Source organism: Dietzia sp. MNB45 (assembly GCF_051994785.1).
GTDB lineage: Bacteria > Actinomycetota > Actinomycetes > Mycobacteriales > Mycobacteriaceae > Dietzia > Dietzia kunjamensis.
Map to the genome: position 1 here is coordinate 1,677,899 of NZ_CP163397.1, position 23,492 is coordinate 1,701,390.

General features: G+C 70.3%; 24 protein-coding genes. 9 read left to right on the forward strand and 15 right to left on the reverse strand.

Annotation, left to right across the window (positions count from 1 at the left end; translation table 11 throughout):
- Nucleotides 1-6: 6 nt before the first annotated feature.
- From AB5G72_RS08095 to gndA, 3 genes are read right to left on the reverse strand one after another with little or no spacing between them, the layout of a single operon-like run.
- On the reverse strand, nucleotides 7-954 hold the full coding sequence (locus AB5G72_RS08095) for a hypothetical protein (RefSeq protein ID WP_185950556.1): 948 nt from the start codon (nucleotides 952-954) through the stop codon (nucleotides 7-9).
- Entirely contained in the window at nucleotides 951-2,237 is a 1,287-nt protein-coding gene (locus AB5G72_RS08100) for a DEAD/DEAH box helicase (RefSeq protein ID WP_440221380.1), read from the reverse strand. Before AB5G72_RS08100 ends, AB5G72_RS08095 begins: the two co-directional genes overlap by 4 nt.
- 41 nt (nucleotides 2,238-2,278) lie before the next feature.
- Nucleotides 2,279-3,751, reverse strand: a complete 1,473-nt coding sequence (gene gndA, locus AB5G72_RS08105; RefSeq protein WP_120283155.1) for an NADP-dependent phosphogluconate dehydrogenase — start codon at nucleotides 3,749-3,751, stop codon at nucleotides 2,279-2,281.
- Between the two features lie 298 nt (nucleotides 3,752-4,049).
- Here gndA and AB5G72_RS08110 point away from each other — a divergent pair, with 298 nt between their 5' ends.
- Together AB5G72_RS08110 and AB5G72_RS08115 are read left to right on the forward strand one after the other, a co-directional pair.
- Nucleotides 4,050-4,814: a hypothetical protein gene (locus tag AB5G72_RS08110; RefSeq protein ID WP_119191655.1), complete on the forward strand. Its 765-nt coding sequence runs from the start codon at nucleotides 4,050-4,052 to the stop codon at nucleotides 4,812-4,814.
- 107 nt (nucleotides 4,815-4,921) lie between these two features.
- Nucleotides 4,922-5,338: a PaaI family thioesterase gene (locus tag AB5G72_RS08115; protein ID WP_096905514.1), complete on the forward strand. Its 417-nt coding sequence runs from the start codon at nucleotides 4,922-4,924 to the stop codon at nucleotides 5,336-5,338.
- Nucleotides 5,339-5,437: 99 nt separating this feature from the next.
- Here the strand turns inward: AB5G72_RS08115 and AB5G72_RS08120 are convergent, their stop codons facing one another.
- Nucleotides 5,438-6,877, reverse strand: a complete 1,440-nt coding sequence (locus AB5G72_RS08120) for an NAD(P)/FAD-dependent oxidoreductase (RefSeq protein ID WP_096905513.1) — start codon at nucleotides 6,875-6,877, stop codon at nucleotides 5,438-5,440.
- A gap of 226 nt (nucleotides 6,878-7,103) precedes the next feature.
- On the opposite strand from AB5G72_RS08120, the gene AB5G72_RS08125 reads away from it, so the two are divergent.
- Complete coding sequence (locus AB5G72_RS08125) at nucleotides 7,104-8,444, forward strand: class I SAM-dependent methyltransferase (protein ID WP_067717386.1); 1,341 nt, start codon at nucleotides 7,104-7,106, stop codon at nucleotides 8,442-8,444.
- 10 nt (nucleotides 8,445-8,454) lie between these two features.
- Nucleotides 8,455-8,934 carry a nitroreductase family deazaflavin-dependent oxidoreductase gene (locus AB5G72_RS08130; protein WP_069388887.1) on the forward strand — a complete coding sequence of 160 codons (480 nt, stop codon included), beginning with the start codon at nucleotides 8,455-8,457 and terminating at the stop codon, nucleotides 8,932-8,934.
- A gap of 61 nt (nucleotides 8,935-8,995) precedes the next feature.
- On the opposite strand, the gene AB5G72_RS08135 is transcribed toward AB5G72_RS08130, so the two are convergent.
- Complete coding sequence (locus tag AB5G72_RS08135; RefSeq protein WP_120283157.1) at nucleotides 8,996-9,478, reverse strand: MaoC family dehydratase; 483 nt, start codon at nucleotides 9,476-9,478, stop codon at nucleotides 8,996-8,998.
- A 64-nt stretch (nucleotides 9,479-9,542) separates the two neighbouring features.
- Here AB5G72_RS08135 and AB5G72_RS08140 point away from each other — a divergent pair, with 64 nt between their 5' ends.
- Entirely contained in the window at nucleotides 9,543-10,310 is a 768-nt protein-coding gene (locus tag AB5G72_RS08140) for a thioesterase family protein (RefSeq protein WP_440221381.1), read from the forward strand.
- On the opposite strand, the gene AB5G72_RS08145 is transcribed toward AB5G72_RS08140, so the two are convergent.
- The 3 genes from AB5G72_RS08145 to AB5G72_RS08155 form a co-directional block, all read right to left on the reverse strand.
- Complete coding sequence (locus AB5G72_RS08145; protein ID WP_253003737.1) at nucleotides 10,294-10,773, reverse strand: GNAT family N-acetyltransferase; 480 nt, start codon at nucleotides 10,771-10,773, stop codon at nucleotides 10,294-10,296. The two genes, AB5G72_RS08140 and AB5G72_RS08145, sit on opposite strands and share 17 nt — an antisense overlap.
- Nucleotides 10,774-11,309: 536 nt before the next feature.
- A complete protein-coding gene (locus AB5G72_RS08150; RefSeq protein WP_067717414.1) occupies nucleotides 11,310-11,663 on the reverse strand; it encodes a cupin in 354 nt (117 codons plus the stop codon).
- Between the two features lie 56 nt (nucleotides 11,664-11,719).
- A complete protein-coding gene (locus tag AB5G72_RS08155; protein WP_120283161.1) occupies nucleotides 11,720-13,150 on the reverse strand; it encodes an L-lactate permease in 1,431 nt (476 codons plus the stop codon).
- Between the two features lie 155 nt (nucleotides 13,151-13,305).
- Between AB5G72_RS08155 and AB5G72_RS08160 the strand changes: the two genes are divergently transcribed.
- Nucleotides 13,306-14,049: an MBL fold metallo-hydrolase gene (locus AB5G72_RS08160; RefSeq protein WP_440221382.1), complete on the forward strand. Its 744-nt coding sequence runs from the start codon at nucleotides 13,306-13,308 to the stop codon at nucleotides 14,047-14,049.
- Nucleotides 14,050-14,108: 59 nt separating this feature from the next.
- On the opposite strand, the gene AB5G72_RS08165 is transcribed toward AB5G72_RS08160, so the two are convergent.
- Nucleotides 14,109-14,612 carry a DUF309 domain-containing protein gene (locus AB5G72_RS08165; RefSeq protein ID WP_096905509.1) on the reverse strand — a complete coding sequence of 168 codons (504 nt, stop codon included), beginning with the start codon at nucleotides 14,610-14,612 and terminating at the stop codon, nucleotides 14,109-14,111.
- Nucleotides 14,613-14,719: 107 nt separating this feature from the next.
- Between AB5G72_RS08165 and AB5G72_RS08170 the strand changes: the two genes are divergently transcribed.
- Nucleotides 14,720-15,502: an alpha/beta fold hydrolase gene (locus AB5G72_RS08170; RefSeq protein WP_096905508.1), complete on the forward strand. Its 783-nt coding sequence runs from the start codon at nucleotides 14,720-14,722 to the stop codon at nucleotides 15,500-15,502.
- Between the two features lie 284 nt (nucleotides 15,503-15,786).
- Nucleotides 15,787-16,167 carry an SRPBCC family protein gene (locus AB5G72_RS08175; protein WP_120283167.1) on the forward strand — a complete coding sequence of 127 codons (381 nt, stop codon included), beginning with the start codon at nucleotides 15,787-15,789 and terminating at the stop codon, nucleotides 16,165-16,167.
- 535 nt (nucleotides 16,168-16,702) lie between these two features.
- Here AB5G72_RS08175 and AB5G72_RS08180 read toward each other — a convergent pair.
- Together AB5G72_RS08180 and AB5G72_RS08185 are read right to left on the reverse strand one after the other, a co-directional pair.
- Nucleotides 16,703-18,193: an amidase gene (locus AB5G72_RS08180; protein ID WP_440221383.1), complete on the reverse strand. Its 1,491-nt coding sequence runs from the start codon at nucleotides 18,191-18,193 to the stop codon at nucleotides 16,703-16,705.
- A gap of 24 nt (nucleotides 18,194-18,217) precedes the next feature.
- Complete coding sequence (locus AB5G72_RS08185; protein WP_440221384.1) at nucleotides 18,218-18,694, reverse strand: DoxX family protein; 477 nt, start codon at nucleotides 18,692-18,694, stop codon at nucleotides 18,218-18,220.
- Nucleotides 18,695-18,754: 60 nt separating this feature from the next.
- Between AB5G72_RS08185 and AB5G72_RS08190 the strand changes: the two genes are divergently transcribed.
- Complete coding sequence (locus tag AB5G72_RS08190; RefSeq protein ID WP_132063300.1) at nucleotides 18,755-19,201, forward strand: MarR family winged helix-turn-helix transcriptional regulator; 447 nt, start codon at nucleotides 18,755-18,757, stop codon at nucleotides 19,199-19,201.
- A gap of 2 nt (nucleotides 19,202-19,203) precedes the next feature.
- Here AB5G72_RS08190 and AB5G72_RS08195 read toward each other — a convergent pair whose 3' ends face one another.
- The 4 genes from AB5G72_RS08195 to AB5G72_RS08210 form a co-directional block, all read right to left on the reverse strand.
- Nucleotides 19,204-19,833, reverse strand: a complete 630-nt coding sequence (locus AB5G72_RS08195; RefSeq protein ID WP_440221385.1) for a GyrI-like domain-containing protein — start codon at nucleotides 19,831-19,833, stop codon at nucleotides 19,204-19,206.
- A gap of 9 nt (nucleotides 19,834-19,842) precedes the next feature.
- Entirely contained in the window at nucleotides 19,843-20,433 is a 591-nt protein-coding gene (locus AB5G72_RS08200; protein WP_440221386.1) for a pyridoxamine 5'-phosphate oxidase family protein, read from the reverse strand.
- A 203-nt stretch (nucleotides 20,434-20,636) separates the two neighbouring features.
- Complete coding sequence (locus AB5G72_RS08205) at nucleotides 20,637-21,080, reverse strand: PaaI family thioesterase (RefSeq protein ID WP_440221387.1); 444 nt, start codon at nucleotides 21,078-21,080, stop codon at nucleotides 20,637-20,639.
- Between the two features lie 29 nt (nucleotides 21,081-21,109).
- Nucleotides 21,110-23,464, reverse strand: a complete 2,355-nt coding sequence (locus AB5G72_RS08210; RefSeq protein ID WP_366219869.1) for an excinuclease ABC subunit UvrA — start codon at nucleotides 23,462-23,464, stop codon at nucleotides 21,110-21,112.
- Nucleotides 23,465-23,492: the final 28 nt, after the last annotated feature.

Sequence of the window (23,492 nt, forward strand, 5' to 3'; positions counted from 1 at the left end):
ACGTCCTCAGGTCACTAGATCGCCCACGGGGGACGCCAGGTCCTCCAGTGTGTCGACGGCGGCGAGGAATCTCGACCTGAGGCGCTGTGTGCGCTCCGTCCACTTCTTCTGGAACGCGACGAACTCGGCCCGACCCTCGCTGGTCTCCACCCGGATCGGTCGGAGCCCCCAGGAGGACAGATCGTAGGGGGAGGACCGCATGTCCACCTCCCGCGCGTCGAATGCCGCCGCGAGGGAGTCCAAGAGTAGTTCCCCCGGTGCTCCCGCCTCCACCGTCGCGGTGTGGGCGTAGATGTCCATTCCGGCGTGGAGACAGGCAGGCTGCTCCAGTCGGAGTTGGTCGTCCCGGGTCAGCGAATCCTGGTTTCGGGGGACGGCGGCATCGGTGAAGAAGCGGAAAGCGTCGAAGTGCGTGCACCGCAGGCGGGAACCTCGGACGACCTCGTCGATCCGCTCGTGTGGGAGCCGCAGGGGTACCCGGCCGTGCCGGACGTCCCCCTGTCCGGTCTCGTACAGCATCGCCCATTCGTGCAGACCGAAGCATCCGGTGGCGCCCCGGCGGGACGCGGTGGACGCGATCACGTCACGTGCCCGTGTGATCCTGCCGCCGGCGCGTCGCCACACCGAGGGTGCGTCGACCACGAGCCCCTCCCGGCCGGCCACACTCTCCCGGCGGTAGTGGCGCCAGTCCTGACGTTCGGTCAGGTGGGCGTTCTCCAGTAGGACACCCGGGCCCGGGTGCCACCGTCGGACGGTGGCGACGCTGGTGCGGTAGTAGGTGAAGAGGAAGTCGACGACCGGGTGTTGCTCGCCCCTGCGACGACGCTCCAGGTGGTCGGTGGTGAGACGGTCGACCCTGTCGTGGTGTCGCTGTTCGCGAAGGCGCCAGAGTTCTTCGGGAACGACGACCGGGGCACCGACCCGATGACGGTCCCGTCGACGCGCGGAGGTCACGAGCGCTTCTTCCGTTTGGGGCGGTGAACCCGGGACTGCGTCGGACGTCGGGGTTGCGAGGGGCGGCGGGACCGCTCCGGCGGTGCGGGTGCCCTGCGGGCACGTGGCAGGACGATCTCCGGGCCGAACAGCGCGTCGATGACCCGCTCCGTGTCGGACCGGGAGGTGTCGACGATCTCGACCGTCATACCGGCCGAACGTGCCTGGTCGGCGACCTTGGCGACCTCGAAGGGACGGAGAACCGCGGCGACGACGCCGGCCCGGGCGTCGCCTCGACCGGTTCTCCCGGAGCGGTGGACGAGGTCGTCCATCGAGTGCGGTGGGCCCACGTGCACCACGTGTCCGATGCTGTCGATGTCGAGGCCCCGCCCCGCCAGGTCGGTGCTCACCAGGACCCTCACCGCGCCCGATGCCAGATCGGCGAACGCGGCCGTCCGGCGGGTGGGGGAGGCGGACCCCGCGACCCCGGCAGCGGTGACGCCGGTGTCGGCGATTGCCGAACGCAGGGGCTCCACGGCGTCCCGTCTGGGGACGAAGAACAGGCCACGGGTGCACCGTGCCGCCAGGCGGACCGCCAGACGGTCCGGGTCCGGGGTCGAGAGCACCACCAGTCGACGAGGTGCCCCGGCCGCCTCGGAGTCGCCGCGGGTGGGGGCCGACGACGGGAGCGGTGAGTGCTCCACGCGGTGCACCCGGAGTCCCGGGCGTGTGCGTTCCAGAATCGACTCGATGTCGTCGTCGGCCGTGGCGGTGGTCGCCACGAGGCCCGCGCCGACGCAGTCGGCGAGAAGGGCCTCTGTCTGCTCGGCGAAGGACGGACCCAGCAGTTGATCGGCTTCGTCGAGCACCACCAGGTCCACACCGTCCAGGGACAGGGCCGAGGCGCGCACCAGGTCGGCGAGACGCCCGGGGGTCCCGACGGCCACGTCGACCGGAGCTATGAGCGCGCGCCGGTCCCGTTTGAGGGGTTGTCCCCCGACGAACGAGGCGATCTTCAGCCCGGCGCCCGCGCCCACCGCGGCGAGGACCTCGGCGTTCTGCTCGGCCAGTTCGCGAGTGGGGGCGACGACCAGGGCGCGGGGCCGGCCGGGCAGGCTCGGTGACCCGGCGAGGCGGTGGGCCACCGCGATGGCGAACACCAACGTCTTGCCCGATCCGGTGGGGGCGACGGCCAGGAGGTTCGCGCCCCCGACGGCATCCGCGAGGGCGGCGGCCTGGATCGGGGTGGGCGTCCCCGGAACCAGACCCGACACGGCGTGCCGGATCGGGACCGCGACTCCCAACTCCTCGAGCAGCCGGCCCAGTTCCCCGGGCCGCGGGCCGGTCAGGCCCGCACCTCTGAACGGTCGCCGCTCCAGAGGGTGTGGTAGCTCCCCTCTCGATCGGTGCGCTGGTAGGTGTGCGCGCCGAAGAAGTCACGCTGGCCCTGAATGAGCGCGGCCGGCAGGCGTTCGGTCCGGAGGCCGTCGTAGTAGGCCAGGGCGGCGGAGAACCCGGGTGCGGGGATCCCTGCGGTCACCGCGGTCGTCACGACCCGGCGCCAACTGTCCACGCAGTCGGACAGGGCCTCGGCGAAGTACGGCGCGGCGAGGAGTGAGGGGAGATCGCCGTTCTCGGCGTACGCCTCGCGGATGCGGTCGAGGAACGTGGCACGGATGATGCAACCCCCGCGCCAGATGGTGGCGAGGTCACCGCGCGCCACGTCCCAGCCGTGCTCGGCATTGGCAGCGGTGATCTGATCGAACCCCTGGGCGTAGGCGATGACCTTGGACGCGTAGAGCGCCTTGCGCACGTCCTCCACGAAATCGGGGCCGATCCCGGCGGGAGTGGATACGGAGCCCGCGGGCAGGGCCCGACCGGCTTCGCGCTGCGGAACCGAGCTCGAGAGGGCTCGCGCGAACACCGCCTCGGCGATACCGGTGACGGGGACGCCCAGGTCGAGAGCGGACTTGACGGTCCAGCGACCGGTGCCCTTCTGTCCGGCCCGATCCACGATCACGTCCACCAGGGGAGCGCCGGTCTCGGCGTCCACCTGGGCGAGGACCTCGGCGGTGATCTCGATGAGGTAGGAGTCGAGTTCGCCTGTGTTCCAGTCGCGGAATGTATCGGCCATGGCGGCCGGCTCGATCCCGGCCACGCCCCGGAGGAGATGGTAGGCCTCGCCGATGAGCTGCATGTCCGAGTATTCGATGCCGTTGTGGACCATCTTGACGAAGTGACCCGAGCCGTCCTCGCCGACATGGGTACAGCAGGCGATGCCGTCGACCTTCGCCGAGATGTCCTCGAGCATCGGCCCGACGACCTCATAGCTGGAGGCCGGGCCGCCCGGCATGATGGACGGTCCCTCCAGGGCCCCTTCCTCGCCGCCGGAGATCCCGGCACCGATGAACCGGATTCCGCGCGCGGCCATGGCCTTCTCGCGCCGGATGGTGTCCGTGTACAGGGAGTTGCCACCATCGATGATGATGTCGCCCTCGTCGAAGGCATCGGCGAGCGCGTCGATCACTGCATCGGTCGGTGCGCCGGCCTGGACCATGACCAGTGCCCGACGGGGGGAACGCAGCGCTGCCGCGAACTCCTCGATCGTCTCGGTGCGGACGAAGTCCCCGTCATCGCCGTGCGCGCCGAGCAGTGCGTCGGTCTTCCCCGCGGAGCGGTTGTGGACGGCGACCGTGTACCCGTGCCGGGCGAAGTTGCGGGCGATGTTCGAGCCCATGACGGCGAGACCGGTCACACCGATATCGGCGGTTCCGGCAGTGTCGGAGGTGGGCGTCGCGCCTTCGCGTTCAGTACTCATGGTGTTCAGAGTAGTCGACGCCCCCCCGGCCGGTCGGACCTGCGGTGATGGGTACCGACACTCACCGCGTGGCTGAACACCACCTGTGTTCTTGCTGACAGATCAGACGTGCACTGAGTGCACCGTTTGGCCGAACCGGGCGAAATCCCTTGGTTACGGACGGGTGTCTGTTGTAACACTTAATACCGGCCGGATGACCGGGGCCACTGCGGATCGGGGGGTCGGATCGCGGTGCCGGGACGTACTTCGTAGGGACGGACCGGCCGTGTAGAGGAACCGACTAGGGGGAAGACCAGACATGACCGGCTCAACGCTGCCCACGCAGTTGATGGGGACACGCACCGTGTTCGACGACACGGTCGAGGCGCTCGGCGGCTTTCGCGCGGGCTATCCCAAGTTCTACTCGATCGCTGATCTGGGCACGCAGTCGCGACGTCGGTGGGTGCCGCTCGAGCAGGCGGTCGACAGCGGGCGGGTGGAACTCATGTTCCGCAACCACTTCGCGGAGTCCGGCGATATCCGTTTCTCGACCTATCTCGTGGCGGAGGCATTCACCCACGGCGTCCTCGGCAGGGCCGTGGCCAGTTTCGTCACCATCGGCAGGGTGTGGGACACCGGCGCCGAGAACATGGCCGTGCGAACCGACATCGAGGGCGGCCTGGACTGGGCGGGCGTCCGCGACACCACCCTGAGGGTGCTGCCCGACGACCCCGTCGCGGGTTCGCCCGGCACCGTGATCCTGCCCTGCGAGCAGGCATTGGCGCAGTGGCTCGCCTGCCGGTCGCGCGCGACACTGACGACGGTGTTCGAGGGGCTGTCGGCGGTGAGCAACTGCAGTGTGGAGACGCTGTGGTCGATGGCGGGCGAGTGCGTCCTCGGCGCCGCGACGATCGTCCCCACGTTCGCGGAGACCAGTCAGGAGACCGGCTACCGTCGCGGGCAGATGGTCCTGCAGGCTCTCCACGACTCGGGCCTGGCGGTCCGGCGACGGAGCCGGCTCCCACGCACCCCCGGTGCCGGGCCGATCCCCGTGCGGGACCGCGGTTGGCGATCGGTCCGCTGAGCGTCGTAGGCGCGCTGCGCGTCGAGGGAGCCGCGACGGGCGCCCGTCCCCGCGGGTAACGTTCCGTCCCGGACGCCCGGGCACGCCGGGCCGGGGAAAGAGGTCGGATGTCCGAGGCGGCTCGTAGCGAATTCATCGACATGATCCGTTCCCATTCCGGGACCGGGTTCGGCGGCGGGATCGGGATGGAATACACCGAGGTGACGCCCGACAAGGTGGTCGTCACGGTGACGGTGGGGCCGCATCTCCACCAGCCCTACGGGATCGTGCATGGCGGTGTGTACTGCGCGATCGCGGAGGAGGTCGCGAGTATCGCCGGCGCGGTGTGGCTCGGTGGCGAGGGCAAGGTGGTCGGTGTCAACAACTCCACCGACTTCCTGCGCGCCGTCACGGAGGGCACCCTCACGGCGACGGGCACGCCCGTCCACCGCGGCCGCTCACAGCAACTCTGGCGGGTCGAGATCGAGGACGACCGGGGGCGCACCGCAGCGGTCGGGCAGGTACGGCTCGCGAATCTCCAGTAAGCGGGCAGGGAAGCGTCTGAGACCGGGAGAACTCCCTGGCAGAGAGAAAGACGCGCCCGGCGGGTGGATCACGCCGGGCGCGTCGCCGTCTCGCCCCGGTCAGTCGGTCGTGGCCGAGGCGGACGCCGACTGCTGCGCCTCGACGCGGGACCGCTCGGCCGACTGGAATGCGGCCGCCTCGTCCGCAGCCACCCGCTCGATGGCCTGGCGCGCGTAGACCCACTGCTTGGTGGAGGTCAGCTGCGACCGGTGGTCGCCGCCCATGTGCATGCCCCACGAGAACATGGTGGTGATCCGGTTCTTGAAGCCGATCAGGTAGGCGAGGTGGACCACCAGCCACATGACCCAGGCGATGAAGCCCGAGATCTCGATCGGTCCCATCTTCACGACTGCGCTGTAGCGCGACACCGTGGCCATGGACCCCTTGTCGAAGTACTTGAACGGCTTCCGCTCGGCTGGGGTCCGGCCCTTCTCCACCTCGGCCATGATCTGCTTGGCCGCGTATTTGCCGCCCTGGATGGCGACCTGCGCGACACCGGGCAATCCGTCGAGGCTCATCATGTCGCCCACGACGAAGATCTCCGGGTGACCGGGCAGTGAGAGGTCCTTGTTGACCAGCACGCGCCCGGCACGGTCGATCTCCGCATCCGTCTGGTCGGCGAGTTGCTTGCCGAGCGGGCTGGCCTTGACGCCCGCGGACCAGATCTTGCACGAGGCGTCGATCCGGCGGACCGAATCGTCCGGGTCCTTGACCTCGATGCCCTGGTAGTCGACGTTGGTGACCATGGCGTTGAGCTGGATCTCGACGCCCATCTTCTCCAGCCGAGCGCGGGCCGCGTTGCCGAGGTTGTTTCCGAACGGGGGCAACACGGCCGGGGCGGCGTCGAGGAGGATCACGCGTGCGGACGCCGGATCGATGCGGCGGAAGCTGTCCTTCAGGGTGTGCTGGGCGAGCTCGGCGACCTGACCCGCCATCTCGACCCCGGTCGGGCCGGCCCCGACGATGATGAAGGTCAGCAGCCGGCGGCGCTCCTCCTCGTCGTCGATGACCTCGGCTTGCTCGAAGCAGCCGAGGATGCGGCTGCGCAACTCGAGCGCATCGTCGACGGTCTTCATCCCCGGCGCCCACCGCTCGAAGTGGTCGTTCCCGAAGTAGGACTGGTTGGCCCCCGCGGCGACGACCAGGCTGTCGTACTCGAGATCGAAGTCGATGTGTCCTGCCGAGGCGTGGATCCTCTTCCCGGCCACGTCGATCGTGTCGACATCACCCAGGACCACGGTGGCGTTCTTCTGATCCCTCAGGATGAGTCGCGTCGGCGGGGCGATCTCGCCCACGGAGAGGATGCCGGTGGCCACCTGGTACAGCAGGGGCTGGAACAGGTGGTGGCCGGTCCTGGCCACCAGGGTCACGTCGACGTCCGCTTTGGCGAGCTGCTGCGCGGCGAACAGACCGCCGAAGCCGGAGCCGACGATGACGACGCGGTGCCGGCGGCCGGCCGGTGCGGTGGCTGTGACCTGGTCGGTTGCGGGCTCGGTCATGGCGGCTCCTGATGAGGCTGGTGGGTTGAGGGGCTCGGTGGCCTCGTCGGTCTGGGGCCCGCGCGGGATGACGCCGGGCACGGGTCCCCAGGATAGTGCTCCGCCTGACCCCGTGCACAGGTAGCCGCACCGCACGCGGGTGGGTGGCCCCCCGCCGCGCCTGACCGGGCGGACGCGCAGGCGACGGTACCGTCCACCTGACGAGAGCCCCGGAGGGAGGGACAGGGTGGTCAGAGTCGAACCGCAGACCGTCGACCTCGAACGCTGGCCCGCGCTCGCGCCACCGTCCGGACCGGGGGGACAGCCCTCGGCGCTTGTCGCCCAGGCGCTCCGGCGGTCGGCGCGCGAGCTCGGGGTGCGGATCGACTACCCCGATTCGTCGGCGGCCGGAGAGTACGACGCCCCGGTGCGCGTGGTACTGCGCGAACCCGATCACTTCTGGGCCCGGCTGGCGGACGCCGGCGTGGTGGGGCTCGGCGAGTCGTTCATGGCGGGCGACTGGGCCACTCCGGACCTGTGTGCCGCCATCGCGGTGCTGGCCCCGTGGATCGCCTCGAACGCCGACTGCGCGCACCCTGGTGAACGCGCGTACGGCCGGGAGGGTCGCGGCCCCGCCGGTGGCGGTCGTCGGCGTGGCGGGCCGGTCGCCGTGGAACTGGAGGATTCGGTCCCCGGCGCGCTGACCTCGCTGTACACGGACGAGACGATGTCGACCGCGGGTGCAGTGTTCGCTTCCGGAGCGCGCACCCGTGCCCGGTTGGACGACGGGACCGAGGTCGTGCACCTCGAAGCGCCGGCGGCTGCGCCCCGCCGCACCGACCTCGGCGACGCCCAACGCCGGGCCGCGGACACCCTGTTGACGCTGGCCGGGATCGGGGAGGGGACCCGTGCCCTGGTCGCCACACCGGGGTGGGGCGAACTGCCCATGAGGGCTGCCGAGCGCGGGGCGCACGTCCGAACCATGACATCGTCGACGGAGAGACTGGCGACGCTCGGGTCGAGGTTCACCGCGGCAGGTCTCGACGAGGAGATCTCGCTGTTCCTCGGAGCGCCGTCGGAAGTCGCGGGCGCGGTCGACTCCGTCGTCGCGGTGGACCCCGGCATAACCGCCGGATCCGCCGGGCACGCCGAGGTCCTCGCCGTGGCCGCCCGGCTTCTCGGCCCGGGGGGCCGTCTCGCCCTCCAGACGACGGTCTCACCGGGTCGGCCCACCCCGGCGGTCGTGGAGCTGGCCGCGTGGGAGTCCCGTTACGTGTCCGAGGCGGGGCCCCCGGTGGGGTGGTCGGAACTCGTCGAGATGGTCGACCGGGCGCCCTGTCTGACGCTCCGGGGGCGGGTGGAGATCACCGCTCATCATGCGGAGACCGTGCGCCTGTGGTCGGAGACGTTCGCGCAGCGCGGACGCGATGCCGCCGCGCTGGGGTTCGACGCCGTCTACCGACGGATGTGGTCGTTCCACCTGGCGGCCTTGGAGACCGGGCTCCGCAGTGGATGGGTCGAGTCGGTTCAGCTGCTCGCGACGGCCGGTGAGGCGGTCCGGCGGCGCGCGGACGGGCGCACGACATAGGGTTTGCCCCATGGGCAACATCCTCACCCCGATCGCCGTGTGGTTCGGCCGACAGGACGCCACCCGGGAGAACTCCCACCTTGTCGTGACGGTGGACCGGTGGCTCGACCGGGTCACCCGCGGGCGGGTGCCGCTTCTCCGGGTCGCGGGGCTGCCCACTCTGACCCTGCACGTCCCTGGTCGCAAGAGCGGCGCACCACGCAGCACGCCGCTGTTGTGCGCGTCGTGGGGGAACGGGCTGGTCGTCGTCGGGTCGAACTGGGGTGGGCAGAAGACCCCGGCCTGGGTCCACAATCTCCGGGCCGCCGCCGAGGGCGAGGTCGAGATCTCGGTCTACGGCGCGAGGCTGGTCGTGGACGTCCGTGAATTGACCGGTGACCAGCGGGACTCGGCATGGTCGGCGGCGGCCCGTGTCTGGCCGAACTACGAGATCTACGCTCGGCGCACCAGCCGCGAACTACCCGTCTTTCACCTCACCCCCCGTCTGTAGCCGCGGGGGCGGCCCGGGTGGGGCCGGGGTCTGTGGTCACGTCCGCGCCGGGCGGCCCGGGTCATCCGCGACGGGCGACCATGTTCATCGCAGTGGCGGTGAGGATCGGATCCCCGTCCTGGTTGACCAGCGTGACATCGGTGGTGAGCACGCCGCGGTCCGGCTTGGTCCTGGACGGTCGGACCCCGGTGGTCTCGCAGAGCAGGGTCAGACGGTCGCCCGGCCGCAGCGGGCGCACCCACCTCAGTTCGTCGATGCCGGGGGAGGCAAGGCTCGCCACGCTGGTCAGGTAGTTGTCCGCGAACAGGCGCATCATCAGTGCGGCGGTCTGCCACCCGCTGGCGATGAGTCCGCCGAACGGGCCGGCGGCGGCCGCCTCGGGATCGGTGTGGATGCTCTGCGGGTCGTACCGACGCGCGAACTCCATGATCTCGTCGGCGTCGACCGACTCCTCACCGAACCGGTACCTCGCGCCCTCGGTGTAGTCCTCGAGGTACCTGTCGTCGATCGGGGCGGTGAACTCGTCGTACGTCTCGTCCTGCATCGTCTCTCCCACGTCGGTGTGTACGCTTTTTAGTTAATCACCACTCACCGACTGGAGGACGGAGATGGCGTACTTCGATCGTCTCGGGCCGGGCAGATTCCGCCCGACCGAGCACGTGGGCGGAGCCTGGGACGAGTCAACGCAGCACATCGGGCCCGCACTCGGTCTGCTCGTCCATGCCGTCGAGCTCGACCTCGCCGCTCGTCGCGACGATCCCATGGTGGTGTCCCGCCTGTCCTACGAACTGCTCGGTGTGGTGCCGATGGACATCATGGACATCCGGGTGGAGGTCGTCCGACCGGGGCGCACCATCGAGTTGGTCGAGGCCACCTGTGGGCACGGCGAGCGCACCGGCATCCGACTGCGGGCGTGGCTGCAGCAGCCCCGCGATACCGAGGCGATCGAGGGCGCCGGATTCGACCCGATCCCGCCGCCGGAGCGGATGGAGCCGTGGGACCCCACCACGATCTGGCGCGGGGGGTACCTCGCCTCGGTCGAGGTCCGGCGGATCAGCGACGGCCCCGGCCGGTCGCGGTACTGGGTCCGCACCGGCGTCCCACTCCTGACCGGCGAGGATGTCAGCGTACTGGCGCGGATGGCCGCGCTGTTCGATATCGCCAACGGGATGGCGGTCCGGGCCGATCCGACGTCGGTGCACTATCCGAACATCGACCTCACCGCGCACCTCACCCGCCCGCCGGCAGGCGAGTGGCTGGGGTTCGACACCCGTGTGACCTTCGGGCCCGGCGGACTGGGGCTGACGTCGAGCGTGATCCACGATGAGGCCGGACCGTTGGGGACCGTCGCCCAGTCGCTCACAGTCCGACCGTGAGCTGTCGGAGATAGCACCGCATGCCGGAGCCGGTGTCGGGGTCGCGGTCGGAGAACCCGTGCCGTTCGTAGAACCGACGGGCACCGGCGTCGTCGGTGTCCACGTTGATGAGTATCTCCTCGCTGCCGCGGGACCGCACCTCGTCGACGGCGCAGGCCAGCAGCGCGGTCCCCACCCCGTTCCCGCGGAGGTCATGACGGACGTAGAGTTCCTCGAGCTGTGCCAGCGGACCGTCCCACAGGGGGGTGGGGCGCAGGGTGAGGAACGCGAACCCGATGTCCGCCGTGTTCTCGCCGCCGATATCCGAGCCGACTCGAGCGAGGACCGCCAGGACGTCGTCCCGGCGCAGCAGGTACTCGAATCGGGCGGCGGCGGTGGGGCCGTCCGGGGTCTCCGCGCCGAATTCGGTGTTGAAGTCGAACAGCAGGCGCCCCAGTGACTCCGCGTCCGCGGGCGTGGCCATGCGGATCTCCGCCGGTTCGGCAGGACGCGCCGGGGCCTGCGCAGTGTCCTCTACAGATGGTGCGGCCGTGTCGAGTAACTGGCGCAGGCGGTCGAGATCCTCGGCCACGGCGGCGGCGTCCCGTTCGACGTCGTCCTCGTCGTCGCCGCCGTCGGTTCCGCGCAGGGTGAACACCACCTCGCTCCCGTGCGGGTGGGGGAGGACCCGCAGCGGGTTGAGGGTGACCGTCCCGTCGGGGAGTGTGACCTCGTGGTCCAGGACACCGAACGCGTTGGTGGGCGCGAACCGGACGCGGACCTCGCCCATGGGGGAGTTGACGACGAGAATGTCGCCGTCGGATCGCACCTCACCCGCCGCGAGTCCGGCCGCCCACGACGGCAGGTGGGCGGGGTCGGCGGCGAGGGCGTAGACCTCGTCGGGGGAGCGGCGGATGACCACGCCCAGGTGCCGGGTGCGCATGGGACGAGTATCCGCCGCGTCCGCCGTCCGCGCCAGGGTGCAGCAGAGGCAAAGTGGTCAGACTGTGGCGCGGGTGGTCAGGGAGTGGCGGGTTCGTCGTAGCTGCCCTGGCCGGCGATGCTGGTGACCGTCGTCAGGAGGAAGACGGAATCGGCGAGCGCGGTGACGGCGTGGCGGTGGTGGGTGAGTGTGTGCAGTTCGCCAGCGGCGATGTCGGTGTCCCCCTCGCCCGTGACGCGGACGGCGCCCTGGAGGAGGTAGAGGCTCGCGGCCGGGGGAGAGTTGTGCTCCTCGAGTTCGGTGCCCTCCGTCAGCGCGAGCAGGGACTGCCGGAGCGGCCCCTCGCGAACGAGGATCTCGGCGTGGCGTCCGTGTGCGGACTCCTTCGCGCGGGCGAGGATGCGGTCGGCGGTCTCGGTCACATGGTTCATGGTGGAACTCACTGCCTCTCGGTGTGAACTGCCTCTTGGGTCGCGTGGTCCGCACCCTACGCCAGGACGGCGACCGCCGCGCAGAGCATGATCGTGGCGGCCACGACGGCGGTGGCCAGCGTCCGGGTGGCGGCGCCGGGGAGCCGGGTGTGTCCGGCCATGACCACGCCGACGGCCAGGGCGACGCGCGGGGGCGAGACGATGATGGCGAACGACCCGCCGACGTTCTGGCCGGCGAGAGTGACGAGGCTGTCGGCTCCCAGCCCGGTCGCGGCGCCGGAGGTGGCGGAGGAGAACATGGCCGCCGCGCCGGTGTTGGTGCCGGTGAGGTAGCCGCCCAGCGCCCCGATGGCCGGGATGCCGGCCAGTGACGCAGGTCCGAACCCGGACGCGAGATCGGCGAGGTGGGCGGCCATCCCGGCGGCGGCCATGACGACGCCGATGGACATGAACACGATGGCGTTGCCCGCTACGGGGACCCACGTCGCCAGCGCCGTCCGGACCAGGTTTGTCACGGGCGGGCCCGGTGTGGTGTAGACGCGGAGCGCGACGAGGGCCGCGACGTTCACCCAGAGGGCGGGGGAGGTGAGCCATCCCGTCCCGGCCGGGGCGCCGGCGAGGGCGAGCACGGCGCTGGCGCCGAGGATCCCCGCGAGCAGGACCGCGAACGGGATGAGTGCGCGCCCGAGCTCGGCGGTGACCGCGGGGAGAACGCCGTGCCGGGCGCGCCCGACCCCCAGGAGGAGGGCGATCACGGCGGTCGAGGCGAGGATGCCCGACGGGGGGACGCCGACCGCCGCGTTGGCCGCGACGAGGGCGGCCCACTGGGTCACGACGACGGCGGCGCCGAGAACCACGTGGCGCGCGGAGGGCCGGGTGGAGACGACGACGAGGACGGTCGTCATGCTCACGAGGAGGACCGGCAGGGTCAGGAGAGCCGACCAGTATCCGAGTTCCGCGACGTCCTGACCGCCGAGCTCCGCGGCCACGAGGGTGCCGGGGCCGAGGGAGCCCCACGGGACCAGGACCAACCCGAGCAACCCCGTGACGACGGCCTTCACCGGCGACAGTCCCATCCGGACGAGAAGCGGGGCGGTGATCACCACGCCGAGTCCGAAGCCGGTGACCGACTCCATGAACGGGGTCAACCCGAAGACCAGCAGCAGGATCGCGGGCACCCGGTCGTCGCCGGAGCCGACTCGTTCGAGCCATCCGGCGATGTGATCCCTGCTCCCGGTCGCCGACAGGGCGGTGGCCAACAGGACGCCGCCGAGGAGGATGAGAGCGACCTCGAGGACCGTCGGCCCGAGTTGCGCCAGTGAGGCGAGGACCTCGTCGTCGTCGGGCCGGAAAACGGTGATCGCACCGACGAGCGCGGCCACCAGGCCGGCGCTTCCCGCCAGGAGAGAGGGGGAGCGGAGCGCCAACAGGGCCAGGACCACCACGACCGGCGCGACGGCGGCGCCGGTCTGCACGAGAGCGCTCACTGCACCCAGCCTACCCAGGCGGCCCGGGGCCAGCGGTTGCGAGAGCGCCGGACGGCGAGCAGCCTCGTCACACAACTGCGGGCGCAACCGCGGGCGGGTGAGACGTCGACGCGATCCGCGGCCGACCGCCCGAGACACCGACGGAGAGGAGCACCGTGGACGCCACCGAAGTCGCCGACCGGGTCCACCGCCTGGCGCATGCCCACGTCAACTGTTATCTCGTGGAGGACGATGACGGGGTGACCCTCGTCGACGCCGGCCTGCCGAGCATGTGGGACCTCATGACCGAGACACTCCGTCGGCTGGGCCGTGGTCCCGCCGACGTGCGGGCTCTCGTACTCACCCACGGGCACTTCGACCACGTCGGCTTCGCACGGCGCGCCCGGGTCGAGCTGGAGGTGCCGGTGCTGGTGCACCCCGCGGACGGACACCTGGCCGCGCACCCCTACAGCTACACACCCCAGCGCAACCGCTTCCTGTACCCGTTCACCCATCCCCGGTCGCTTCCCGTGCTCGGAAGGATGGCCATGGCCGGCGCTCTCACGATCGAGGGGGTCGAGGACACTGAGGAGCTACCGGTGGGTCCCGCTCTCGACGTCCCGGGTCGTCCCGTGGCGATGTTCGCCCCCGGGCACACCGGAGGACACTGCATCCTGCACCTACCCGACCGGGACACGGTCCTCAGCGGGGACGCCCTGGTCACCCTGGACCCGTACACCGGCGCCACGGGACCGCAGATCGTCGCCTCGGCGGCCACGGCCGACACCGCCCGCGCGATGGAGTCTCTCGGCCCGGTCGCCGCCACCGGGGCCTCGACCGTCCTGCCCGGCCACGGGGACCCCTGGACCCACGGAGTCGACGCCGCGGTCGGACACGCCCGCGCCGTCGGCGAACACTGATCAGAGCGCATCACCGCACGAGAGCAGGGAGACCCGAGGGGAGGAGTGTCTGGCGGAGGTCAGGGGAGAGCTGAGGGGACGCGCAGCCGCGGCGTCAGCTGATCCGGAGAGGGCTCGTCGCCCCCCTCGACGGTGGCGATGAGTGCGTCAGCGTGGGAAATCAACCCGGTCGCATCGATCCCGTGAGGCGCGGGGCCGCCGCCGTGGCCAATACGTTCGGCGGCACGGGCGAGCAGCGACAATGCCCCCTTGGTGTTGCCGCGCTGGATATGGGTGATGCCGACCGCCAACTGGGCCAGGCCCTGCCAGAGCATGCGCTCGTCATCGGGGCTGGCCTTCCAGGCACCCTCGAGAACTTCGTGGGCATTGAACGCGAGGCCGCGGTCCAGCAGATCCTGTGCCCATTCCAGCGATCGGGCGGGGGGCAGATCGAGATCCTCGGGGATACGCTCGACACCGACGCTGCCGATCGGCAATGGCCGACCGAGTTCATCGCGAGGGCGCGAATTGCGCGCGCGGCCGTCTTCGTCGCGATCACGGTCCATGCCGGGTGGGGTGCGCATGGCGCCATCGTCCCATCTGTTGACGACGGCCGGCCACCTCGGACACGGGCCCCGATCGTGACACGTCGCGCGCGCTCTCCTCCGCGCGCGCTCCGTAGGCTTGTCCCATGACGTTGCATCATGTTCGACGCGGGCAGGGGAGCCCTCTACTTCTCGTGCACGGACTCGGCGCGGGGTGGCGATCGTGGGAACCCATCATCGACGATCTGGCAGCGCGTCGCGAGGTCATCGCGGTCGACCTGCCGGGTTTCGGTGAGTCCCCACCGCTGGAGGGTGAGGTGTCCATAGCGGCGCTGGCTGACGCCGTCGCCCGGTTCATCGAGGAGACGGGTCTGGACGGGGTGTCCACGGCCGGACAGTCGATGGGTGGGCGGATCGTTCTCGAGCTGGCCCGGCGCGGCGTCGGTGGCGACACCGTGGCGCTGGACCCCGGCGGATTCTGGAGTGATCGCGAGCTGGCGATCTTCAGCGCCACCCTGCGGCCGTCGATCGCCCTGGTCAGCGCTGTGCGCGGAGCGCTCCCGGCACTCCTGGGCAATCCGATGAGTCGGACCGCCGTGCTGGCGCAGTTGTCGGCGCGGCCATGGGCGCTGTCGGCACAGACCGTGCTGCCTGACGTGGCCGGGCTGGCGGACGCACCGGCGACGGGCCCGGCGATGGACGCGCTCACGAAGGGCCCCCCGCAGCAGGGTGCCCCCGCGGGCACGGTCCCGGGACGGGTCACCATCGGGTGGGGGCGTCGCGATCTGGTGACACTCCCGGCCCAGGCCCGGCGAGCCGCCCGCGCGTTCCCCGACGCGACACTGCACTGGTTCGATAGGTGCGGCCACTTCCCGCAATGGGACGCGCCCCGCGAAGCGAGTCGGCTCATCCTGGACCGGACCAATTGACCCGGCGCATTCCGCGGTAGTGGTGTGGTGACCACCATGGGCGGTTGCGCCCGCACGAAGCTCTGCCACCATGGGCGGATGATGCGTCACACGCGCGACCGGGGGAGACCGCCATCAACGTGGTGGAGTAGCCCACCGCGAGGCGGGGGTGGAGAAGCCCGGGAGTCGAACAGCCGGGCCAGACGATGAAACACCTCGCGTCCGCCTTTGCATTGAGTTCCACTGCACCGAGTTTCGCTGCGCTGAGTTCGGTGCTGAGAATGCGAAGTACGTTCCGCCGAGGGATGTGGACGACCGAACTGCGGATGCACGTGGATGCGGAGACGGTGTGGTCAGTCATCACCGATGTGCAGACCTGGCCGCGATGGGGGCCCACCGTCTCAGGGGCGCGGATCGACGGTGACTCCGGCCTGACGGGCGGCGCGCGAGGGACGGTCACGACCGCGGTGGGGCTGTCCCTGCCCTTCGAGATCACCGAGTTCGTGGAGCGGCGGCTCTGGGCGTGGAAGGTGGCAGGAGTGAGCGCTACCCGGCACGAGGTGATCGAGGTACCGGGTGGTTGTGTCCTCAGCTTCGGTGCTCCGGTCTGGGCGGCGGGATACCTGCCGGTGCTGGCGATCGCGCTGCCGCGCATCGAACGGATCTCCGTCGAACGAGCTCACTGAGAGGCGTCGGCGTGGATCGCGCAGCAGGACGGTGGCATGTGACCACCGCGCCGATGGGGATGGGACAGCGGTATTCGAACTTTACATAATGTAGATTATCGGCACTTCGGGAGTGGGTGGTCCGGTGAGAAGCTTCCGGAGTTCGTCACCATCCGCCGTGCACACTGCCACGAATGGTCACTGAGGCGAGACCGTGTCGCTCGGTAGAGAAAGGTGCGACATCATGCGCGGATCAGTCGAAAACGCTTTCATGCTCATCCACAACCCACTGGTGGATCTCTACCAGTGGCTCCTCAGTGTCCTACCGGCGGACATGACCTGAGTTCTGCAATGGCCTGAGTTCCCCGGCGGCGATCCGTCGCCGTCGTTCGTTGCGAGGCCCCGGGTCGTGGACATCGTCAGTTTACCGTGCGAATCCGCACCTGGGCCTCGCGGCATCTATCCGCCACTGTTGCCGGTGGTCCCGCCAGTCAGCTCCGATTCGACACTGTGACGTTTCGGGGGCGGGTGTCCCCGACGCAGTACGCCTGCGGGGTCATCCGCCCAGAGCCGCCGGCTGCCTGTCAGTCCACGGCAGTGCCTGCTCCAGCTGGCCGGCCAGACGCAGCAGCATCGACTCGCCCCCGAGTCCGGCGGTGAAGTGCACCCCCATGGGGACGCCCTCCGGCGTCCAGTGCAGCGGAAGCGACAGCGCCGGCCGACCGGTCAGGTTGGCCAGCTGGGTGTACGGCACCCAGCTCAGGTTGGCGTCGATGAGCGACTCCACGAATCCCGAGTACCGCAGCAGCGGAGCTGTGCGCGTCGCGAGCAAAGCGGTCGCCGCGCGACGCGCCAGCGGCGGGGTGTCCAGGGCGCCGATGTGCGGCGGGAGATCTGCGAGCGTCGGCGTCATGAGCACGTCGTAGCCCTCGAAAAAGGTGGTGAGTTCGCCGACGTACTGATCCCGCCGCATCACGGCATCCAGGTAGTCCACGCTGCTCTGCGCCCGGCCGAGTGCCGCCACGATGCGCGTGTCCGTCTCGAAGTCCCGATCGGCGCACCCCGTCCGGCGTTTGGTGTCCTCGACCGACCACGCGAGGTAGGCGAACCAGCTGGTGAGGAAATCGCGGGCCAATGCCAGGTCGTCGACGGGCTGCGACTCGAGGATGTCGACGCGGTGGCCGAGGTCCTCGAGCGCTCTGGCGGCGGTCTCGACAGCGGCGAGAGCCTGAGGGTGGGGTGACGAGTTGATCGAGGACGCGGTACACACGCCGATCCGCAGACGTCCGGGTTCCGCCCCCACCTGGGACCGGAACGACTCCGACGGGGTGGCCGGGACGTACGGCCCGCCCGGCTCCCCTCCCATCAGGACGTCCAGCATCGCAGCCGAGTCGCGAACCGACCGCGAGATGACGCCATTGGTGGCCGCGCCGTGCATCGCCTCGCCGCGCGCGGGCCCCATCGGGACCAGTCCGCGGCCGGGTTTGAGGCCGACGAGCCCGCAGCACGCGGCCGGGATGCGGATCGAACCGCCGCCGTCGCTCGCCCCGGCGACCGGGACGATGCCGGCCGCGACCGCGGCGGCGGACCCGCCCGAGGAGCCCCCGGGGCTGCGGCTGGTGTCCCATGGGTTCCTGGCGGGGCCGAACAGTTCGGGCTCCGTGATTCCCTTGGCCCCGAACTCCGGGGTGTTGGTCTTGCCGAAGACCACCAGGCCCGCGTCCAACCACCGCCGGACCACGGTCGCGTGCTCGGTCGCCGGTACGTCGGCCAGTGGACGCGACCCGCCACTGGTGGGTGTTCCGCGGTAGTCCTGACCGAGATCTTTGAGGAGGAACGGCACCCCGGCGAACGGGCCCGACAGTTCATCGGTCGCCCGGGCGCGAGCCGGCCCGTCCAGCCGGCGCACGATCGCGTTGAGTCGCGGGTTGACACCGTCGGCGCGCTGGATCGACGCGTCGAGCAGGTCGCCCGGGGTGACCTCGCCCTGCCGGACGAGGGCGGCGAGACCGAGGGCATCGTGACTTCGGAACTCGTCAAAGCGCATGGGGCCGGAGTCTACGCAGCGCGATCAGCGATTGTTCCGGTTCCGCCAGGCGCGCCATGCGCCCGTGGACCACAGGGCCCACGCGACGAGGACGGGCTGGAAGAACAACCGCACGAGGCGTGCGCGGTCGCTGTCGAGTCCGAACGCGTCCGAGCCCGTCACGTACTGAGAGATGTTGCCGGGGAAGATCGCGACGAAGAACGCCGCCGTCACGCCGCCCACCGCCGGCCGGTATCGCGCCGGTGCGAGGATGAGCGCCGCGCCGAGTCCGAGTTCCACCACGCCGGAGGCGACGACCACGAAGTCCGGGTCGAGTGGGACCCACGTCGGGACCTGTGCCTGGAACTCCTCGCGCATGGTGGTCAGGTGCCCGGTCCCCGCCCCGAGAAGGGCGGCGCCGAGGGCCCATCGTCCGAGATGTCGGACCACCTCCCCCGCACTGCGGCGGCGCACCGGTGTGCGGTATCGCGAGTTCTTCAGGGGCCGGTCCAGTTTGTCCATGGGGGTAGTGTTGCGCACAACTTAATTGAGCGCAACCTAAAAATGGGCGATACTCGGGTGATGGATCCCGATCTCCGACTGGAAGAGCAAGTCTGCTTCGCCCTCTACGCCGCCTCCCGCGCCTCGACGTCGGCCTACCGCCACGCCCTGGCGTCGGTCGGCCTCACCTATCCGCAGTACCTCGCCCTGCTCGTGTTGTGGGAGGAGGACGGGCTGACGGTCCGCCAGTTGGGCGACCGACTACTCCTCGACTCGGGCACCCTCTCCCCTCTGCTCGCACGGCTGGAGCATGCCGGACTGGTCGAGCGGTCCCGCTCCGTCGGCGACGGGAGGAGTGTCCACGTGCACCTCACCGAGGCCGGCGGGCGGCTGCGCGCCGAAGCCGAGACGATCCAGTGTTCCCTGCTGGACAGGGTGGACATGCCGCAGGAGGACCTCGTCCAGCTGCGGACCCTGGCCCAGCGTCTCGTGACCTCGCTCGAAGGAGTCGATCGCGGCGATCAGTAGCGTCAGCCGATGGTGATCGGCTGACGCAGGATCGTCTTGAGTCTGGCGGGATCGGACCTGCGGGGGTCCGAGAGGTAGATCTCGTGGTGGTGGCCCGACGGGGTCGCCCCGTGTGAGGGGATGATCTCCTCGTGCATCCGCGCGATGATCGGGCCCTCGTCGTCGTAGGGGCCCACGTGCAGCGTCTGCACCGCCGACCCCTCGGCGTACCCGTCGAACCGCACCCGCTCGTGCGCGTCCGGCATCGTCGTCGTCGTCACTTTCTCCATGGCGGCGGACAGGATGTCCGGGGTGACCCAGTCCGGCTGCCAGATCATCATCGTCCAACTCCAGGCGTCCTTGTCGCGGGCCGTGAACACCCGCGGGTCGTCGGCGTACCAGAGGCCCTCGAGCGGGCCCACCGTGTAGACCCGTCCCAGCGCGGCCCGGGCGGCGGCGCGCACGGCGTAGGACGTGGCGTACAGCGCCTCGACGGCGGCCCCGTACTCGGGCGCGGTATTGGGATCTCCCCGCCCGTCGACCATGAGGAAGTTCATCGCTGGGACCTCGACCAGGTCGAATCGGCCGGCCTTGCCGTCGTAGAGGTCCCTGCGCTCGCGTTTGATGTCGTAGTTGGGTGGGTCGCCGACCATGGCAGCAGGCTACGCCGATCCGGCCTGGAGTTCGGCGATCCGGCGTTTGTACACCGCGGTCAACTCGTCGATGTACCGGCGATTCCACCGTGGGGTGATGTGCTTACTGCAGTTGGCGTCAGCGGCCACGACGTCCACCACGATCGCGCGCTCCACGCGGCCGGAGTACCGCTTCTCCCCCATGGCCCGGAGCCGGTCGATCAGGTCGGGGTCGCTGCCCGGCTCGACCGTGCGCGCGTGACCGAAGACCTTCAACCGCCGTCGGGTCGGATAGTCGACGAAGAGCAGGCAGACGCGTCCGTCGTGATCCACGTTGCCCGTGGAGACGTACTGGTGGTTGCCCGGGAACTCGGCCCAGGCGAGGGTCGTGTCGTCGACCACGTGCACGAATCCCGCCGGGCCGCCGCGGTGCTGCGTGTACGGCCAGCCCGACTCGGTGACGGTCGAGAGGGAGAAGTGGTCGGCGCTCCGGATCAGTGCGACATCGGTGCCCTCGAGGGCGAAGTCACCGGTGGCGACGGGGAGGGTGACCCCCACGGCGTTCTGCCGGGCCCTCACCGCCGGTCCGTACGCGATTCCCGGGTAGTGGTTGGCTGCCATGGTCGTCAATATAGGTTGCGGTGCGGCACGCCAGGCTGCAGGGCATGAGCTGGGCGGAGATCGGCATGGTGCTCGGTGTCAGCACACAGGCGCTGCACAGGAGATTCGGACGGACCGCCTGACCGGGCATGATGCCGACCATCCCGGTGGCATGCGGCTCGGTGACGAGGGCACACGCAGGGCAGCGCAGCTCCGCTGAGTACTCAGCGTCCGGGCGTGGCGACGGTGTCCGGCCTGGGCACGTTCTGCAGCCGGAGCTGGCCCCGCGCGAGCACGGCTCCACCCTCGGCCTGACTGATCACTACATCCCACAGCTGCTGGCTGCGGCCCTGGAACAGGGCGTGCGCGGTGACCTCGACCCGCCCGCCGGTGGACGGTCGGAGGAAGTCGGTGCCGTTGTGGACGCCGACCGCGATCTGCCCCCGGTCAGCGACCGCGAATCCGGCTCCCGCACCGCCGGCGGACTCCACGATGCTCGCGTAGACGCCGCCGTGGACCGTCCCCCACGCCGTGACGTGCCCCTCCCCCAGGTCCGCGTGGCCGCGCAGCGAGGTGGTGGTCACCTCGTCGACGACGAGCCCGGACGCCCGGACGAAGACGCTGGCGTCGGAGGAGTTGGCATCAGGGAACCCGCCGGAATCGGTCATCCGCTCTTTCTACCCGCTGCTGGTTCCGGCTAGGTCGCCGCAGCCACGTACCTCGCCAGGTGCTCGCCGGTGAGAGTGGAGGCACCGGCGACGAGTTCGGCCGGGGTGCCCTCGAACACGATCCGGCCGCCGTCGTGACCGGCGCCGGGACCGAGGTCGATGATCCAGTCCGCGTGGGCCATCACGGCCTGATGGTGCTCGATCACGATCACCGACTTCCCGGCATCGACCAGCCGGTCGAGCATCGCCAGCAGGGTCGCGACGTCGGCCAGGTGCAGGCCCGTGGTCGGCTCGTCCAGCACGTAGACCTCGGCCTTGTCGGCCATCTGGGCGGCCAGCTTGAGCCGCTGACGCTCGCCACCGGACAGCGTGGTCAGGGGCTGACCGAGCCGGATGTAGCCCAGGCCGACATCGCGGAGCCGGGCGAGGATCTTGTGCGCGGCGGGGATCCGCGCCTCTCCCCCGGCGAAGAACTCCTCGGCCGTGGCGACGGACATCGCCAGCACCTCGCCGATGTTCCGGCCACCGAACCGGTACTCGAGCACCTCGGCCTGAAAGCGCCTGCCCTCGCAGTCGTCGCACGTCGTCGCGACGCCGGCCATCATGGCCAGGTCGCTGTAGATCACGCCCGCGCCCTTGCAGGTGGGACACGCGCCCTCGGAGTTCGGGCTGAACAGCGCCGGCTTGACGCCGTTGGCCTTGGCGAACGCCTTCCTGATGGGTTCGAGGAGTCCCGTGTAGGTCGCCGGATTACTGCGCCGCGACCCGCGGATGGCGGCCTGGTCGATCGCCACCACCCCGTCGCGAGGCGACACCGAGCCGTGGATGAGCGAACTCTTGCCCGATCCGGCCACGCCGGTCACCACGCACAGCACCCCGAGGGGGATGTCCACATCCACGCCTCGCACGTTGTGGGCTGTCGCGCCACGCACCTCGATCCGCCCGGTGGCCGCCCGCACGCTGTCCTTCAGTGCGGCGCGGTCGTCGAGATGCCGGCCGGTGACGGTGTCGCTCCCGCGGAGCCCGCTGACCGATCCCTCGAAGCAGATCCGACCGCCTTCGGAGCCGGCGCCGGGTCCGAGGTCGACGACGTGGTCGGCGATCGCGATGGTCTCCGGCTTGTGCTCCACCACCAGGACCGTGTTGCCCTTGTCGCGCAGCCGCAGGAGCAGCCCGTTCATGCGTTGGATGTCGTGGGGGTGCAGGCCGATCGACGGCTCGTCGAACACGTAGGTGACGTCGGTCAGGGCGGAACCGAGGTGGCGGATCATCTTGACCCGCTGTGCCTCGCCGCCTGACAAAGTGCCCGCGGGGCGGTCGAGCGACAGGTACCCCAGGCCGATCTCCACGAATGAGTCGAGCGTGTGCTGCAGCGCATCCAGTAGCGGCGTGACCGACGGTTCGTCGAGACCGCGCAGCCACTCGGCCAGATCGGTGATCTGCATCGCCGAGACGTCGGCGATGTTTCTCTCCCCGATCCGGGAGGACCGGGCCCCCTCGTTGAGCCGGGTGCCGTCGCACTCGGGGCAGGGGGTGAAGACCACGGCCCGCTCGACGAACGCGCGGATGTGGGGCTGCATCGCCTCGACGTCCTTGGACAGCATCGACTTCTGGATCTTGGGGATCAGGCCCTCGAAGGTGACGTTGATGCCGTCGGCCTTGACCTTGACCGGCTCCTTACGCAGCAGGTCGTGCATCTCCCGATCGGTGAACTCCCCCACCGGTTTGTCCATGTCGAAGAACCCGGAGCCGGAGTAGATGCGGCCGTACCAGCCGTCCATCGAGTATCCGGGGACGGTGATCGCGCCCTCGGACAGGGACTTGGAGCGGTCCACCAGCGCGTCGACGTCGAAATCGGAGACTGATCCGCGACCCTCGCAGCGGACGCACATCCCGCCGGTGATGGAGAACTCGGCCTTCTGCCGGGTTCCGTCGGCCTTCTTCAGTGTGCCGACCCCGGAGGCGGACGCGACGTTGAAGGAGTACGCCTTGGGGCCGCCGATCCTCGGCTGCGCGAGACGGCTGAACAGGATCCGCAGCATCGCCCCGGTGTCCGTGGCGGTGCCGACCGTGGAGCGGGGGTCGGAGCCCATCCGCTCCTGGTCCACGACGATCGCCGTGGTCAACCCCTCCAGCACGTCCACGTCCGGCCGCGCCAGGGTGGGCATGAAGCCCTGGAGGAACGCGCTGTAGGTCTCGTTGATCATCCGCTGCGACTCCGCCGCGATGGTCGAGAACACCAGCGAGCTCTTGCCGGATCCCGAGACGCCGGTGAACACCGTCAGCCGCCGCTTGGGCAGATCCACGTCGATCGACCGGAGGTTGTTCTCCCGCGCGCCGAGGACGCGGATGGTGTCGTGCGTGTCTGCCGTGTGGGCGCTCATCCCGGGTCTCCTCACCCTGTCCGCTCAG